Annotated in this window: 15 protein-coding genes; 12 read left to right on the top strand and 3 right to left on the bottom strand. The window is 51.6% G+C overall.

Annotated elements, in window-relative coordinates; translation table 11 throughout:
- Window positions 1–107 precede the first annotated feature (107 nt).
- From aspD to AYW79_RS01700, 3 genes are all read left to right on the top strand, one after another.
- Complete coding sequence (gene aspD, locus AYW79_RS01690; RefSeq protein WP_067560956.1) at window positions 108–1,748, top strand: aspartate 4-decarboxylase; 1,641 nt, start codon at window positions 108–110, stop codon at window positions 1,746–1,748.
- A 92-nt stretch (window positions 1,749–1,840) separates the two neighbouring features.
- The gene (locus AYW79_RS01695; RefSeq protein ID WP_067560878.1) at window positions 1,841–2,359 is read left to right on the top strand and encodes a CcdC protein domain-containing protein; all 519 of its coding nucleotides are present in this window, start codon (window positions 1,841–1,843) and stop codon (window positions 2,357–2,359) included.
- Window positions 2,356–3,420: a nitronate monooxygenase gene (locus AYW79_RS01700; RefSeq protein WP_067560880.1), complete on the top strand. Its 1,065-nt coding sequence runs from the start codon at window positions 2,356–2,358 to the stop codon at window positions 3,418–3,420. Before AYW79_RS01695 ends, AYW79_RS01700 begins: the two co-directional genes overlap by 4 nt.
- On the opposite strand, the gene AYW79_RS15075 is transcribed toward AYW79_RS01700, so the two are convergent.
- The gene (locus AYW79_RS15075) at window positions 3,305–4,477 is read right to left on the bottom strand and encodes an SLAC1 family transporter (protein WP_079291700.1); all 1,173 of its coding nucleotides are present in this window, start codon (window positions 4,475–4,477) and stop codon (window positions 3,305–3,307) included. The two genes, AYW79_RS01700 and AYW79_RS15075, sit on opposite strands and share 116 nt — an antisense overlap.
- A 127-nt stretch (window positions 4,478–4,604) precedes the next feature.
- On the opposite strand from AYW79_RS15075, the gene AYW79_RS01710 reads away from it, so the two are divergent.
- The 3 genes from AYW79_RS01710 to AYW79_RS01720 all read left to right on the top strand — a co-directional run bounded on the left by AYW79_RS01710 (window position 4,605) and on the right by AYW79_RS01720 (window position 7,091).
- Window positions 4,605–5,534, top strand: coding sequence for a LysR family transcriptional regulator (locus tag AYW79_RS01710; protein WP_067560884.1), 930 nt, complete (start codon window positions 4,605–4,607; stop codon window positions 5,532–5,534).
- Window positions 5,531–6,514: a Gfo/Idh/MocA family protein gene (locus AYW79_RS01715; RefSeq protein ID WP_067560886.1), complete on the top strand. Its 984-nt coding sequence runs from the start codon at window positions 5,531–5,533 to the stop codon at window positions 6,512–6,514. The genes AYW79_RS01710 and AYW79_RS01715 overlap by 4 nt, the downstream gene beginning before the upstream one ends.
- Before the next feature lie 70 nt (window positions 6,515–6,584).
- Window positions 6,585–7,091, top strand: a complete 507-nt coding sequence (locus AYW79_RS01720; RefSeq protein WP_067560888.1) for a hypothetical protein — start codon at window positions 6,585–6,587, stop codon at window positions 7,089–7,091.
- 41 nt (window positions 7,092–7,132) lie between these two features.
- Here the strand turns inward: AYW79_RS01720 and hmpA are convergent, their stop codons facing one another.
- Window positions 7,133–8,362 carry an NO-inducible flavohemoprotein gene (hmpA, locus tag AYW79_RS01725; RefSeq protein ID WP_067560890.1) on the bottom strand — a complete coding sequence of 410 codons (1,230 nt, stop codon included), beginning with the start codon at window positions 8,360–8,362 and terminating at the stop codon, window positions 7,133–7,135.
- Between the two features lie 146 nt (window positions 8,363–8,508).
- On the opposite strand from hmpA, the gene AYW79_RS01730 reads away from it, so the two are divergent.
- Complete coding sequence (locus AYW79_RS01730; protein WP_067560892.1) at window positions 8,509–8,958, top strand: Rrf2 family transcriptional regulator; 450 nt, start codon at window positions 8,509–8,511, stop codon at window positions 8,956–8,958.
- A 3-nt stretch (window positions 8,959–8,961) separates the two neighbouring features.
- Here the strand turns inward: AYW79_RS01730 and AYW79_RS01735 are convergent, their stop codons facing one another.
- A complete protein-coding gene (locus tag AYW79_RS01735; RefSeq protein WP_067560894.1) occupies window positions 8,962–10,203 on the bottom strand; it encodes a S1C family serine protease in 1,242 nt (413 codons plus the stop codon).
- 254 nt (window positions 10,204–10,457) lie between these two features.
- On the opposite strand from AYW79_RS01735, the gene AYW79_RS01740 reads away from it, so the two are divergent.
- From AYW79_RS01740 to AYW79_RS01760, 5 genes are all read left to right on the top strand, one after another.
- Window positions 10,458–11,465: a LacI family DNA-binding transcriptional regulator gene (locus AYW79_RS01740; protein WP_067560896.1), complete on the top strand. Its 1,008-nt coding sequence runs from the start codon at window positions 10,458–10,460 to the stop codon at window positions 11,463–11,465.
- Entirely contained in the window at window positions 11,450–12,217 is a 768-nt protein-coding gene (locus AYW79_RS01745) for an ATP-binding cassette domain-containing protein (RefSeq protein ID WP_082806628.1), read from the top strand. Before AYW79_RS01740 ends, AYW79_RS01745 begins: the two co-directional genes overlap by 16 nt.
- A gap of 29 nt (window positions 12,218–12,246) precedes the next feature.
- Window positions 12,247–13,239, top strand: coding sequence for an ABC transporter permease (locus AYW79_RS01750; RefSeq protein WP_231877773.1), 993 nt, complete (start codon window positions 12,247–12,249; stop codon window positions 13,237–13,239).
- Window positions 13,240–13,285: 46 nt separating this feature from the next.
- Window positions 13,286–14,287: an ABC transporter substrate-binding protein gene (locus tag AYW79_RS01755; RefSeq protein WP_067560902.1), complete on the top strand. Its 1,002-nt coding sequence runs from the start codon at window positions 13,286–13,288 to the stop codon at window positions 14,285–14,287.
- 211 nt (window positions 14,288–14,498) lie between these two features.
- Window positions 14,499–15,656, top strand: coding sequence for a C40 family peptidase (locus AYW79_RS01760; protein WP_179123185.1), 1,158 nt, complete (start codon window positions 14,499–14,501; stop codon window positions 15,654–15,656).
- Window positions 15,657–15,718: the final 62 nt, after the last annotated feature.

The raw sequence follows: 15,718 nt of genomic DNA on the forward strand, positions 1-15,718 counted from the left end.
AAACCAGGCATTCTTTGTGCCGAGAATAGAAAAATGGGCTGGCACGCATATTGATACCGTTTTAACGATCAGGATCGACGCGATCAAGGGGTTGATGGACAGTGACGATGACGGTTGAGGAGAGGCTTTTGCTCGGCAAGCGATACGAAGGCATCAGTCCGTTTGAGTTTAAAAATGAACTCATCTCGCTCGCTGAGGGCAAACAGAAAAAGAGCGCGCGCGCCATGCTAAACGCGGGACGCGGCAATCCGAACTGGATCGCGGCCACGGCGCGCGAAGCCTTTTTCGCGTTGGGCCAGTTTGCGGTGGATGAGGCAAAATTGACCCTTGAGGCGGGTGATCTTGCAGGGATGCCCAGTCGCCGCGGTGTTTTTGCGCGATTTGAAGCGTATCACGCGAGTCATCGCGATCATCCGGGGATGGATCTTCTCGCAAAAATCATCACCTATGGGATCCATCAGTTCGATTTTGACCCGGACGATTGGCTCTTTGAATTGGTGGATGGGATTATCGGCGATCACTATCCCGTGCCTGATCGCATGTTGCGATACACGGAACGCGTGGTAAACGCGTATCTCATGCAAGAACTCTGTGACAATAAGCCGCCAGAGGGTGAATATAAACTCTTTGCAGTAGAGGGTGCCACGGCGGCAATGTGTTACATTTTTCAGTCTCTGCTTGAGAATGAGTTGCTTGCACGCGGCGATCGCATCGCGATCATGGTGCCCATTTTTCCACCCTATGTCGAGATCCCTCATCTCGCCGAGTACCATTTTGACATCGTAGAGATTCACGCGTCAGGAACAGCGGATGACGGTGAACACACCTGGCAGTATCCGGCGCAAGAGATTGACAAATTGAGAGATCCCTCGATTCGCGCGCTCTTTTTGGTGAATCCAAGCAATCCACCATCGGTTGCCATCGACCAAAGTACGATGAGCTCGCTCATCGACACGATTAAGCGTCACAACCCACAGCTCATGATCATCACCGATGACGTGTACAGCACGTTTGTCGAACATTTTCGATCGCTTATGGCGGATTTGCCGTATCACACGATTGGCGTCTATTCTTATTCCAAGTATTTTGGCGTGACAGGGTGGCGCCTCGGAGTAATTGCGATTCACGAGAAAAATGTGTTTGACGATCGGCTTTTGCAACAAACAGAACCACAAAAAAAGCGACTCAACGCGCGCTACTCTTCACTGACAACTACGCCTGAGCAATTGCGCTTCATTGATCGGATGGTCGCCGACAGTCGGCAAGTCGCACTCAATCACACCGCAGGGCTATCGACGCCCCAGCAGGTGCAAATGGCACTGTTTTCAGTATTCGCCATGTTGCCAGAAGGGCTTTCGTACCGAAAGCAGACACGCGAAATCTGCCACAAACGCATGCGATTGCTCTATGAAGGGCTTGGTCTTCCCCTTCCACAGTTGCCGAATGACGCCGACTATTATACGCAGTTTGATCTCGCGAAATGGGCCGTAATGCACTACGGACAAGGGTTTGCTGACTATCTCACTGCGACGTACAGTCCCGTAGATATCTTGCTTCGCCTTGCCGAGCAATCTTCCATTGTCCTTTTAAACGGTGGGGGATTTTATGGACCCGCGTGGTCGATTCGCGTTTCGCTTGCGAATCTGTCTGATGACGACTATGCCAAAATCGGTCGTGCGCTTCACGCGGCACTCGAAACGTATGTGCTGGAGTGGCGCGAAGCGGGTGGAACGACGGGCGGTTCGTAAACGCATACCTGCGTCAATAAATACCTCTTGTGTCCAATCCTTCTGTACCGTACGATGAGAGAGAGGGATATGGTAAAAGAAGGGGTTCTCGCATGACTTCGCTTCACGCAAGTGTCGGTATACTCTTTGGTGTAATCGCAGTTTCGATTCTTTTGCGCGTGCGGCGTTTGACGACGTTTCGTCCACTGATCCCTGTTCAAGTGATGACGAGAATTGTCGTCAGTACGATTCTTTTAGCGATACCACTCGTCACCCAGGGCGCCCTGCGCTTTCCAGGGTTCGTCGGATATGGAATGGGGATTCTCGGCGGCGCTGTCCTGAGCACGCTTGCACTAAAAACAGCCGTTTTTCAAGACCGCGAAGGAACGCTTACCTACCGGGTTCACGGTGCGATCGGCAGTGTTGTGACACTTTTGTTTCTTGTGCGGATCGCCTTTCGCTATTTGCTTCCTTCCTCCTCGCTGCACACCTCACTCATGAATGATCCGTGGAGTCTTGGAACGTACGCACTTTTGTTCAGTTATAATGCTGCACTCTCTGTGCGGCTGTGGCAAAAACTAAAAGCGAGAAAAAACGCGATCGCCTTTTCAGATCAGGGGATGGATCAATGAATACTGCGTTTACAGATCGTTTTGGTATTCGCTATCCAATCGTTCAGGCGCCGATGGCAGGCGGGCCGACGACGCCTGAGATGGTGATTGCAGTGAGTGAAGCTGGGGGGCTCGGTTCGCTTGCGGGCGGATATGTGACGCCGGATGTTCTATCACAGCAGATTAGCGTGGTGCGAGCGAACACAGACAACCCGTTTGCGGTCAACCTTTTTGTGCCTGCAAATCCGGACGTGACCGCTGACGCACAGGCGATGTGGGATGCATTGCAAGGTGCGCGCGAAGCGCTCGGCATTTTTACTTCAATGCCTGCGTGGAGTGCGGATGACCACTTTTTGGAAAAGGTGCAGATTGTGCTGAGTCAGCGCGTGCCGATCGTCAGTTTTACATTCGGCATTCCAGACGCTGCGGTGCTGCATCGTTTTAAAGAAGAAGGCCGATTGCTCGTCGGCAGCGCGACATCTGTGGCCGAAGCGCGCCAGCTTGAGGCGAGCGGAATGGATGCGATTGTCGCGCAGGGAAGTGAGGCAGGGGGACACCGCGGAACGTTTTTCGGAGATAGGCGCCCGACACTCATCGGAACGATAGCGCTCACGCCGCAGATCGTTGACGCGGTAAACATTCCTGTTCTCGCGGCAGGCGGCGTGATGGATGGGCGGGGGCTTGCGGCGGTGCTCGCGCTTGGCGCGGCTGGAGCGCAGATGGGTACGGCTTTTTTACGGGCCAAAGAGAGTGGTGCGAGTGCGTTATTACAGCGTGCGCTGGTCGAACGTGAGGAGACGGAGACGGTTGTGACGCGCGCACTCACTGGGAAGTACGCGCGCGGGTTTCACACAACCTTTATCGAGCAGTTGGAAAAGGGCGAAGTTCCTATTCCTGATTACCCGATTCAGCACGCGTTGACAAGCCCAATTCGCAAGGCGGCCGCCGCGTCTGGAGAGGTATCGTTTATGTCCCTGTGGGCGGGTCAAGGGCATCGGATGGCAGCGTCACTGGGCGCCGGCGATCTCGTTGTGCGCTTTGCGCAGGAAGCGGCAGAGATTTTTGCACGGTTCTCTGAGTGAGTGACAGAATGAGCTCACGGATTGTCTGTGCAATGACGATCAGGAAGAAACCCCAGAGTAGATAGAATTGTAGCGCTCCTGCGACGCGCAAAACAGCAGGCTCACCTAACAGCATTGCGAGTGAGAATGTCCCTGTCGTAAAGCTGCCGAGCGGAAAGACATAACTCCACCAGCCGAGGTGGTGTTTGAGACCATCTCCGCGGCGTGTGAGATGATAGATCGAGAAAAAGGACGCGGTGATGATCCACCAGAATCCGATCCCATACATGCCGCAAGAGACGAGAATCGCGAGTGTTTTTAGCACACTGCCGCTGAGAACGGACAGTGCAGACGAATGAATTGCGAGATTGGAGAGCGTCGCCATGGACATGCCGATGGGGCCGATTTCAATAAAGAGACTGGGCGCTTCAAAGCCGCCGATGCGCGCATGGTGTGTGAGGCGCGATACAACGAATACGCTCATGACAAGAAAGAAAAAGAGGGTCAGGCCAAACAAGGCAAGGATGGCAAGTGTCATGTCAAGGCGCATGGACGAATTTACGAAATACGGCAGTAGATTTGCTCCTGTGGCTGCCGCAACGATCGGCGGTACAACGGGAATCAGCCATGCTGCGCGTGTGTGCTCTAAGGATTTTTCACGGCGTAAAAAGAGTACGATCGGTACAGCGAGCACGGAGAATAAAGAAGCGACACAGCCAATCAACCAAATCGCCTTGCTGAGCGCGATGGCAAATGATGCGTAGGTGGCGTGAGCACCAAGGATGAGCACGTCGTTTCCGACAACGTTGATTGCCATGGCAAACGCGCCGTAAAACAAGGTGCGCGCCGGATCGAGAAAGTCTTTCAGAGATTTCCTTGGGTGAATCACCAGTTGAAAGAGGAGAATCAGTGTCGCCGCGACAAGCAGTGTGCCGTCGATCCCTGCCAGCGTATTTGACAGTAGCGCGCGCGCCGGTACATAAAACGGAGCGGTGGCAGAGAGCCCAGCGACAATCCCGATGCCCATGACGATCGTGAACCATTGGGTGTGAAACTCAAAAAGCAATCGCTTCATCATCCTTGTAACCTCCAGCAATGAGTTGTTATGAATACTTTAAAGCGTATCGAAGAATAAGTAAAATAGATATAACGTATATAATTTATAACTAAATCTTATCGATCTTATCGTGCTGAGGAGAATGAAAATGGATGATCGTTTACGCGTCTTTTTAACGGTGTCCGAATGCAGGAGTTTTTCCAAGGCGGCAGAGCGTCTGCCCATGTCTCAGCCTGCGGTCACACAGTGCATCAAAAGCATCGAGCGCGATCTGGACGTGCAGTTGTTCGATCGTTCGCACCGCACGGTGCGTCTGACACGTGCGGGAGACATCGTTCTTGCATACGCAGAACAGATGGATCGCTTGGATCGACAAATGCGTTCTGTCCTTCAAGAGATGACGACAGGAATCTCAGGACTTTTCTCGGTCGGCGCAAGTTTTACCTATGGCGAGTACGTACTTCCGCGTGTGCTTGCCGCTTTCCGTCTCAAACACGCTGAAGTCTTACCGAGTGTGACCATTGGAAATTCGCAAAAGGTTGAGCAGTTGCTTCACGATGGGAAATTAGATCTGGGCATCATTGAGGCAGACCCAAAGCTTGCGGGTCTCGCGCAATACACCCTTTTCTCTGATCGACTTTATGTGGTACGTTCAGGCGAATTGGATCAAAGTCGTGAGAGAGGGCACAAAGCCCATGCGCTTCCTGAGGAGACGTGGCTCGTACGCGAGGCTGGATCAGGAACGCGGCAAGTGTTTGATGCTTGGCAGTCTGAGTCTTTGGTGACGCCGCATCGTTTGATTGAATTGGGGAGCACACAGGCGATAAAAGAGGGGGTGGCGGCGGGGCTCGGAATTGCGATTCTGTCAGAGTTGTCGATTCAAGATGAGTTGCGCCAAGGCACCTTTAGGATCGCCGATGTGAAGGGGTTTCCGCGGGTGAGGAATTTTACGATGCTGTCTGCGGAAAACACATTTGAACCGATGGTGGTCAAAGCGTACAGAGACTTTACCATGGCGTGGGGACATCCGGTGATCCACGCATTACATGAAACATCCGACAAGGAGGGTGAGGTATGAAACCGATTCGCTTTGGCATTCTCGGCGCGGCGCGCATTGCCGCAAACCAGTTAATTCCTGCCATGAGAGACACGCCGGGCGTAGAAGTCACCGCGCTCGCGAGTCGCGATGAGGCGCGAGGTCTCGCATTTGCAAAGAGGTTTGACATTCCGAATGTATATTCATCGTATGAGGCGCTCCTGCGTGATCCACACATTGATGCTGTCTATATTCCACTGCCGAATCACCTGCACGCTCCGATGACCCTGCTGGCGGCAGCGCACGGGAAACACGTTTTGTGTGAGAAGCCGGCTGCGCGAAGCGCGACCGAGGCGGTGCAGATGATCGCCGCATGCCGAGAACATGGTGTGATTTTTCGCGAAGCGTTTATGTATCCGCATCATCATCAGTGGAAGAGGGTCCACGAAATTGTCGCGTCTGGAGAAATCGGCACAATCCGCGCCGTACACGCCGCGTTCTCTTTTCCGCTAAACCGTGATGTCGACATTCGTCTGAATTCGGAGATGGGAGGCGGCGCGCTCTATGACGTAGGATGCTATGCGGTGCATGCTGTGCGTACTTTTTTGGGAAAGGAAGAGCCGGAGAGCGTGACGGCGTCAGGTTTTTTTTATGAAGATGGCGTGGTGGATCAGACCATTGTTGCGATTCTCCAATTTTCAGGAGGGCGCTTTGGCTATCTCGATTGTTCTTTTTCTTTCGCGGATCGTCAACGCGTAGAAATTATCGGAGATCAAGGCTCCATCGTCGTACGCTATCCATTTCGCCCAGATAAAGGATCGCCGGATTTGCGCATCGACACACCACACGCTCAGCGCGTGGAGACCTTGGCGCATGACGCGATGTATCGCGCGATGGTCGAGTCGTTTGCGGATGCGATCCGAACGGGCCGCTCTCTCACGGAGGAAGAAGAGGGAACGATTCAAAACATGATGTGGATGGATTTGATTTATGATGCTGCAGGAAGGAAGATGAAAGAATAGTCGTTAGTACAAGACATAAATGCATGCGTCTTGAATCTTGTCGATGAGTGGTTTGGAGAGGGTGAGAAACGTGGTTGAAAATGAACAGTTGGAGATGAATTCTACGTCGCCAGACTCTGATGAACGACAGGAGTCCAATATGATTCGGGATTTTTTACGCAGAATAAGAAATTGGATTCGCCAAGGTCTAAACAGAATAGGAAATAAGATCCGCCAAATTAATGGGTGGATTTCGGAGCGACTCTCGAATTGGCTAGCGACCATGTGGACGTTCTGGATCTTAACGTTACTGATTGTTTCGACGCTGCTGATCCAGCTTCCGAATGGAGCGCAGGGCTGGATTCTCTTTGTCGTATCCGTGTTCTTTCAGGGTGTTGCTCTTCCGGTGCTGGCGCTTGTCAGCAACCGTCAGGGCGATCGAATGGAGTCCGTTTTGCGCGAGACGCACGACGTGGTTCTCGATGAATTGCGTGAGCTTCGCGCCATGCACGAAGAATTGGCCGCGCGAAACAACGACCTGCTTGCGCGTTTTGAAAGGCTGTCTTCTGTAGAAGCGAAGATCGACAAAGACGCATAAATGCGCTGTGCCGATCTTCGCAAGATGACCTTCCGCTTTCTTTAGTTGGCAATCGCCTGCGCCTCAATAGAACTCGCGGGGCCAAAGAATTCGAAGGTAATGTTCTCCTGTTTTACGCCAAGTTTGGTGAGCAAATGATACATCGCACGCATGAATGGCTCTGGACCACAGATGAAAAAGAGACCTTCAGGGTGGAAGCCAGCTTCGCGCAGGACATCTGCGGTGATGTAGCCTTTTGCGTCGAATTGTTTATCGCGTTCATCGCGATCTGTAGGACGCTCATATACGACACGTTTGGTCAAATGAGTCAAGCGCTCCGCCAGTTGCTCGGATTCTTCTGCAAAGGCATGGACATCGCCGTTTAGCGCGGCGTGGATCCAAACGATGTGGCGCTCGCTCGCTTGGTCTGCCGCAGTGTTCATATAACTCATAAAGGGAGTCATGCCGACGCCGCCACTGAGCAGCGTGAGCGGCTGCGTGTTTTCTGGGATGATAAATTCGCCTGCTGGAGCGGCGACTTCGACGGTGTCACCGACGGACAGGCTGTGGATGTAACGAGAAATTAAACCGCCGGGTGTGGTGTCTCGTTCGTCTTCCCGCTTGACGCTGATTCGATAGTAGGATTTGTTTGGACTGTCAGACAAGCTGTAGTGACGCATTTGCGCGTAATCGACACCAGGCGCTTTCAGTTGGAGAGTCAGGTACTGTCCAGGTTGAAACGCGGCAATCGACTTTTGATCAAGCGGTTCAAGATAAAATGAATCGATGACATCACTCTCTTTGATACGTCGCGTGATGCGGAAGCTGCGCAAACCCTCCCAACCGCCAGGTTGTTCTGCCGCTGCCTCATACAGTTCTTTTTCAACGTCGATGAATGCTTGTGCAATGATTCCGTACGCTTCGGCCCATGCGGAGATAATCTCATCAGTCGCATTCTCCTGAAGAACATCACGCATCGCACCGAGCAAATGTTCGCCGACAATTGGGTAGTGGGCAGGCAGTACGCCGAGACTGCGGTGTTTTGCGCCGATTTGTTTGACAACCGGGATGATCGTATCGAGTTTTTCAATATGAACGGCTGCAGCGTAAACGGCGTTTGCAAGCGCAGCTTGTTGGCGCCCTTGACGCTGATTGTTGATGTTAAAGACATTGAGAAGTTCTGGGTGCGCCTCAAACAGCCGCTCGTAAAAACGACGCGTGATCGCTTCTCCGTGCACTTCAAGTACAGGAACAGTCGCTTTGATGATAGCGATGGTTTTTTCTTGCAACATGATAATCACCTTTCTGTGGCGGAGTTCGACACGCGACACAAAAAGTAGTATATCAAATGCATGTTTTATAGTGCAACCTTAGTTGGTGACGAATCGTTCACAACAAATGAGCTAAATTCGCATTTACAGAGGAAGGTGAGTCGTCGATGAACTTGACGCTTTTTACAGATTACTCTTTGAGAACATTGATCTATCTAGGAAGTTTAGAAGGGCAGCAAAAGGCCAGTGTCGAGCAGATCGCAAAAGCGTATGGCATTTCCCATCACCATCTGGTGCGCGTCGGGCAACGTCTCGCAAAGTTAGGGCTCATCAAAACGCTGCGGGGGCGCAATGGCGGCATTGAACTCGCCAAAGAGCCAGCCGATATTTCAATCGGCTGGCTCGTGCGGGAACTTGAAGATAACATGAACTTGGTCGACTGTTTTTCAGGCGAACAGATGTGTGCGATTCAAGGGGCGTGCGGCCTTCAAGGCATGCTCGCAGCGGCTCTTCACGCATATCTTCAAGTTCTTGACCGGTATACGCTGGCCGATGTGATTCGCAATCGTTCAGCGATCGCCAAGCTGTTCGCAGACGCGTCAGAATGGCCGTCGTAGCGATTAGCCGACGACAGGGCCGCTGCCGTTTCCTTGAATCTGAAGCGGCGGCAAATTGCTCAGTTTATCTGTGAGCACCAGTTTTTTTGACCCGCGGTAAATGGTCACTTGCACATCTTGGCCAGGCATGTAGTTTGCCAGGATGTTCTGTAGGCTCGTCAAACCTGTGACTTTCTTTCCGTTCACGGCGACGATGATGTCCCCGTGCTGAATTCCGGCCGCTTTTGCGTTCGGATTGTCTGTCGCGTCGACCCATACTCCGTAAGTAACGGGTACGTTTGGTGAGTAATAGCTAGGAATATTTGACAGAGATGCGCCAGAAATGCCGAGTGCCGCGTGTTGCGCATGGCCAGATGTCAGGATTTGATTGACGATCTTTTTCACTGTATTAATCGGAATGGCGAATCCCATGCCGGAAAAGTTTTGGGCGGCGATCTTGCTGCTCGCAATGCCGACAACCTGTCCGAGAATGTTTAAGACAGGACCGCCACTGTTACCTGGGTTAATCGCTGCATCTGTTTGCAAAACGGTTTCGTTGCCGAGCGTTTGTCCAGTCAATTCATCTTGCACGGGCATCGTGCGCTGTGTCGCGCTGATGATTCCAGCGGTTGCAGTATCAGCGAACTGTAGTCCGGCTGGATTGCCAATGACGACATCTGGTTCACCGACCTGCAGCGTGTTTGAATTTCCGAGGACGGCGACATTCGCTGCGGTGATGTCTGACGCAGGAACCTTGAGGACGGCCAGGTCGGTGTATGGATCGGTGCCAACGACGCTTGCAATCACTCGTTTGCGCTGATCGATCACGACTTGCACTTGGTTTGCGCCTTCGACGACGTGGTTGTTGGTGACAATGTAACCGGCGGAACTGATGATGACGCCGGAGCCGATCGCTGCTTCTTGAAGGCTCATCCCCACACCGTTTGCATTTGGTTGATTTTGCATGTTTAAAACGCCAACGACAGTCGGGGTTGCTTTTTTTACGGTGCTGACAATTCCGTCTGACACGGAAACGTTGACCGTTTGTGTCGCGGCAGGTGGTGTTGTATAGCTCATGTTAGCAATCGCTTGCGCGGATTTTGAATTGTTGAGGGTCGCTGCCTGGGTAGTGTTGACAAGGTTTGTTGTGAGCAACGTTGATCCAGCGCCAATGGATGCGGACAAAACCGTCAATGCGATGACTGCAGAGAGTGGAACGCGGCGCTTAACGCGACGGCGAAGTTTGCGATACGTAGACTGACTCATCGAGATTCTCCCCTATCCTATTGATAAGCTTGAGACTATCGTACGTCTTCATTCTTGCAAAAAGCTTGAAAAATGGTCTTTTGGCCCAAAAATATACGATTAGACACTAAAAATTCATAAATAGCGCACGAAGTTGAGCAATGATAGCGCTGAAAAATTATTTCTTTCAGGTAGTTGACAAATAGATTACAAAAATGTACTGTTGGAAACATAGTTAAACGTTTACTTTTTTAATGGATGAAGAGAGATGACTCATGGAGCGCAAATCTTCAGCAACTCTCCACGATGTTGCGCGAGAAGCGAACGTATCGATTGCCACAGTCTCGCATGTCATTAACAATTCACGCGTGGTGAAAGCGTCTACACGAGCGCGTGTTGAGGCGGCGATTCAGATGATCGGCTATCGACACAATATGGTTGCTCGTGAGCTTAAGATGGGGTCCTCTGGTCTGATTGGCGTCTTGATTGTCGATTACAATCCGTTTTATACAGACGTCCTTCGCGGAATCGAAAAACGACTTGAAACGATGGGGTACAAGTTTGTAGTGGCAAGTACGGGTGAACAGTGGGAGCGTCAGCGCGAACTGATTCATTTGATGGTAGCGCGCCGAATGCAAGGCATACTGATCGCACCGGTGGCAGGATTTGATGCAGAGTATGTTTTACGTTATGTGCCTGAGCAATGTCCAGTCATTCTGTTTGATCGTGAGGTTAGTGGATTACCTTCTGTCACCTCAGAGACGCGCGATGCAACAAAGCGCCTGGCTGAACACCTTGTAGATCACGGGCATCGTCACGTTGGGATGATTCTTTCAACGGATGAAATCTCGACCATGCGGGATCGTCAATTCGGCATGGAAGAGGCGTGCAGGGAATTTTCATTAAAGCTCTCTATGGAGCGGACTTCTCCGGATGATCGCGGAGGTTACGAAGCAACGCGGAAATTGTTCAGTCGCTTTGCGCGAGAAGACCAACCGGATGTCGTCTTTGCGGCAAACAATGTAATGCTGCTTGGCGTCCTGAGATATATGAAAGAGTATGGATTTTCTATTGGAAAAAACCGAGCGGTAGTCGGCTTCGATGATCAGATCTGGTGTGAGGTGTTTGAACCTCCAATCACCGTGCTTGATCAAAACGCGTACGGCATGGGGGAAGCGGCGGTTGATTTATTGCAAGCTGCGCTGCATGGGGAAGCGGTTACAAGTAAACGTTTACCTGTGCGTCTGACGATAAGGAGGTCATGTGGATGCCCAATGGAGTGAGTTCACCTTACGTACTACAGGCGCAGGGAATCTCCAAAAATTACGGCAAGATCCAGGCGCTTGCTGCTGTCGATTTTGCTATCGGGGCGGGCGAAGTCGTGGGACTTGTTGGTGACAATGGCGCAGGGAAATCGACGCTCATCAAAGTGTTGTCGGGTGCGATTATGCCTGATGCGGGGGAACTCCAATTAAAAGGAGAAAACGTTCGCCTGAAGTCTCCGGCAGATGCGCGACGCCGTGGCATTGAAACGGTCTATCAGGATCTCTCGCTCGCGCCACATTTGACGATCGCTGACAATTTATTTCTCGGCCGCGAGATGTTTCATTCCAACTTTAGCAGGATGTTCGGCGTCCTGAATCGCAAGCACATGATGGAGCGTGCGCAGCAGATTCTCGATGAGCTTCACGTGACAGTGCGGTCGATGAAGTCGTCAATCGCTGAACTTTCGGGTGGTCAGCGTCAAGCGGTTGCCGTCGCGCGCGCCGTGCTTTGGGGCGATAGTATGATCATCCTTGATGAGCCCACGAATCACTTGGGAGTAGAAGAAGTTGAGATGGTGTTAAACCTGATTCGCCGTGTGCGAGAACGGGGAATTCCAGTTGTTTTCATCAGTCACACCCTTCCACACGTGCTTGAAGTGACCGATCGCATTGAAGTGATGTTTTTGGGGCGTAAAGTAAAATCATTGATCACGAAGGACACCACATTGGATGAAGTGATCGCGTATATCACAGGATCGCGCGTAGCGTGAGTGTCACAGAGGGAGGTGCGCCAATAAGGGTGAAACAACAGCTGCCTTTGCAAAGACGCGGCACATGGCTGCAGGATTTAGGCGATTGGTGGACATTTTTGATTCTCATTCTTCTTGTCATCATCTTTTCCATTACAGCGCCAGGGTTTGCCACAGGTCAGAACTTCGTCAGCACGACCGTAAGCGCGTCAAATACAGTCATCCTGGCAATCGCAGAAACGTTTGTCATCATTACCGGAGGCATTGACCTTTCTGTTGGCGCGATTCTCGGTCTGTCCGGAATTGTGGGAGCAACGGTCATGCAAAACATGATGGTTCACGGTGACATGCCTGCGCTGATTCTTGGCGTGCTCGCAGGTCTTGGCACAGGGATTGTGGCAGGCGCCGTCAACGGGTTTGTCATCTCGTTCATGGAGATTACTCCGTTTATTGCAACGCTCGGCATGCTTGGCATCGGAACGGGACTGACGTATCTCGTTTCAAACGGGACAGACATCGTGAATATTCCGCCTGAGTTGTCCACGTTTGGCGATGCAGTTCTCTTTAACTTTCTTGGGATTCCAGCCTTGCTCGCGCTGGTTCTGCTGTTGCTCGCCTGGTTTTTTCTGACCAAGACACGGTTTGGAAAATACACATACGCGATTGGCAGCAATGCAGAAGGTACGCGGCGGTCAGGGGTTAATGTCAAAGCTCATCTTTTTAAGATCTACACGCTTTCCGGTTTGCTCAGCGGTTTTGCAGGTGTTCTCATTGTCGCACGTCTCGCGACAGGGTCACCGCTTGAGGGAACCAATGATGAGTTAAATGCGATTGCGTCCGTCGTCATCGGGGGCGCCAGTCTCTTTGGTGGTCGCGGAACGCTGTTTGGGTCGACGGTTGGCGCGCTTGTCATCTCCGTGCTTGTGTCGGGGCTTGTCATCATGGGTGTTCAACCGTATTGGCAGCAAGTGACCATTGGGGTGATCATCATCCTCGCGGTCTATGTGGATCAGCGCAGGTATCGCAACCGTGTGCTGAAGTAGGTTTCCTGACGGTAGTGCGATTTTATATAAACAGGGGGTTTCTACATTGAATTTGAAAAAGGTTGGCGCCGTAGTCAGCAGCATCTCGCTGCTCGCCTCACTTGCCGCAGTTGCACCTGCTTTTGCACACGGTGCGAAAACCGCATCTCACGTCGTAAAGCATGCCAAAAGCAAGCCGATTGTCATCGGTTTTGTACCCGGTGTGACTACGGACCCATTCTTTATTAGCATGGAGTACGGCGCGCAGATGGAAGCCAAAAGGCTCGGAGTACAGTTGGTCTATGAAGGCGGAGTGACGTACAGCCCGTCCAATCAGACCCCGTATGTTAACGCGATGGTTGCGCGCAAAGTTTCGGCACTCGCAATTGCACCGACCGATTTGCAAGCAATGATTCCGCCGATTCGTAACGCGGTTAAATCAAAAATTCCTGTGATCACGGTTGATTCCACGATCAGCGATACGGCACTGCTCGCATCGCGCATCACATCGAACAATGCGCAGGGCGGTGCTGCCGCTGCCGACTTTATTGGCGGCTTTGCAAGAGGCAAGGGGGTCGTTGCCATTCTCTCGCCATCGCCAGGAATTTCGACAGACAAAGCGCGTGTCGCTGGATTCACGGCAGAGCTTAAGAAAAAATATCCACATATGCAAGTGGTCGTCGAGTATGATAATGAACAGAGCACGCAAGCAATTCAATTGGCGCAAGACCTGTCGCTGCGCTTTGGCAATAAACTCGTCGGTATCTTCGGAACTGATGACACGTCAGCGTCTGGCGCCGCTGAAGGAATTCGGGCGTCTGGCAAACTCGGTAAAGTGAAAATCGTCGGCTATGACGCAGAACCGGCGGAGGTTCAGGATCTGAAACAGGGCCTAATTTCAGCGCTGATCGCACAAAAACCGATGGAAGAAGGCATGCTGGCGGTTCAATATGCGGTTGCCGCCGCGAAAGGGCAGAAAGTGACGAAGTTTGTCCAGCTTGCTAATGTTACGATTACCAAGGCGAATCTCGCGAAAAATGCACAGTGGGAGTATCGCTCCACGATATAATTCGCAACTCGATTCAAACGATTGCCGCGCCCGAGGGGGTGCGGCCTTTTTTTTTTGCAAAAAAAAGGCGAACTACCGCGAAAGAGGAGGAGAATCAGCGGATCATGTCGAAATCTATGAATTGGCTATGAGACAGCCCGGTTTTCTAGTAAACGGAATCCGTATTCTTTACGTAAATGATTTGCCGATCGATCTCAATTGGGGTGACAGTGTGAAATTGGTAAAACGCGTCTGTGTGACCATGATTTGCATGGCCACTCTTCTCAATTCGCAAGTCAGTTTTGCAACCACGCTGGCAGGGGCGAAACAACAGGCGGCGGCGCTTAAAAATCAAATCTCTTCGACGACACTACAAATCCAACAAGATCAAGTGCGCGTGGAAACCCTCAAGACGCGACTCGGCTTGATCAACCACTCTTTGCAAAATGTGCGCGTGGCAATGTCAGCGAACCTTGCTCATATGCGTGTCGTAAATCATCAACTCGTCGTTCTTGGCAAGCGGATCAAGGTTAATGAACGCCAATTGACAACGACGCGCACGGAACTCCAAGGACAGCTAAAAACGATGTATGAACATGGGACGGTATCGTATTTGCAGGTGTTGTTTCAATCGACGAGTTTCCAAGACTTTTTGACGAGATTGAATATGCTTGTCACCGTTGCCAATGCGGGGCAGGCGCTCGAAAAGCGATTTCAAGCTCTTAAGCAAACCCTCGCAGTACAACATCGACAAACCGTCTCTTATTACGGAGAATTGATCCACACTCAAGTTTCGGATAATGTGTTGCAACAAGCGGACGTCCTTCTCCAACAAGAACAGCAGCAGTCGATCCAATCCATTCAGACGAATATGAGCAACCAGCAACTGCGTCACGGCGAATTGGAGAGCCAGTTGCAGCTCACGCAACAGCAAATTGCTTCGATTGAGGCGGCGACGGCGCGCGCAGAGCAATTGATGCACAACACCACGTACGTCAGCCAGACGGTTGCGGGAATGCCTTCGATCAATCTGCAGAACATGTTGAAGTACGCAGAAGGGTATTTGGGAACACCATATTCATGGGGCGGCACATCGCCTTCAGGATTTGACTGTTCTGGGTTTACTCAATACGTGTTTGCACATTCGGGCGTTTCCATCTTGCGCACGTCAGAACAGCAGTTTGCAGAAGGCGTGAGCGTGAGTTACCCGAATCTATCGCTCGGAGACCTTGTCTTTTTCTCGACGTATGCGCCCGGTGCGACACATGTCGGAATTTATATTGGCAATGGGTTGATGATCGATGCGCAGGATTACGGTGTGAGTATCGATAACATCTCGAACTCGTATTGGGGGCCGAAATACCTCGGCGCGCGTCAACTCGTAAAATAATCAGTGGCTTGGCGCATCGCTTGTAGATTTCGTTGTGAGCAGTCGTTTACAAAGCGACATAC

The organism is Ferroacidibacillus organovorans (assembly GCF_001642725.1).
GTDB lineage: Bacteria > Bacillota > Bacilli > Alicyclobacillales > SLC66 > Ferroacidibacillus > Ferroacidibacillus organovorans.

Excerpts from the sequence above, each read along its gene's own strand:
- AYW79_RS01715 (WP_067560886.1), top strand. The coding sequence starts at position 5,531 with ATGAAACCGATTCGCTTTGGCATTCTCGGCGCGGCGCGCATTGCCGCA.
- AYW79_RS01740 (WP_067560896.1), top strand. The coding sequence starts at position 10,458 with ATGGAGCGCAAATCTTCAGCAACTCTCCACGATGTTGCGCGAGAAGCG.
- AYW79_RS01730 (WP_067560892.1), top strand. The coding sequence starts at position 8,509 with ATGAACTTGACGCTTTTTACAGATTACTCTTTGAGAACATTGATCTAT.
- AYW79_RS01710 (WP_067560884.1), top strand. The coding sequence starts at position 4,605 with ATGGATGATCGTTTACGCGTCTTTTTAACGGTGTCCGAATGCAGGAGT.
- AYW79_RS01695 (WP_067560878.1), top strand. The coding sequence starts at position 1,841 with ATGACTTCGCTTCACGCAAGTGTCGGTATACTCTTTGGTGTAATCGCA.
- AYW79_RS01735 (WP_067560894.1), bottom strand. The coding sequence starts at position 10,203 with ATGAGTCAGTCTACGTATCGCAAACTTCGCCGTCGCGTTAAGCGCCGC.
- aspD (WP_067560956.1), top strand. The coding sequence starts at position 108 with ATGACGGTTGAGGAGAGGCTTTTGCTCGGCAAGCGATACGAAGGCATC.
- AYW79_RS01700 (WP_067560880.1), top strand. The coding sequence starts at position 2,356 with ATGAATACTGCGTTTACAGATCGTTTTGGTATTCGCTATCCAATCGTT.
- AYW79_RS01745 (WP_082806628.1), top strand. The coding sequence starts at position 11,450 with ATGCCCAATGGAGTGAGTTCACCTTACGTACTACAGGCGCAGGGAATC.
- AYW79_RS15075 (WP_079291700.1), bottom strand. The coding sequence starts at position 4,477 with ATGATGAAGCGATTGCTTTTTGAGTTTCACACCCAATGGTTCACGATC.
- hmpA (WP_067560890.1), bottom strand. The coding sequence starts at position 8,362 with ATGTTGCAAGAAAAAACCATCGCTATCATCAAAGCGACTGTTCCTGTA.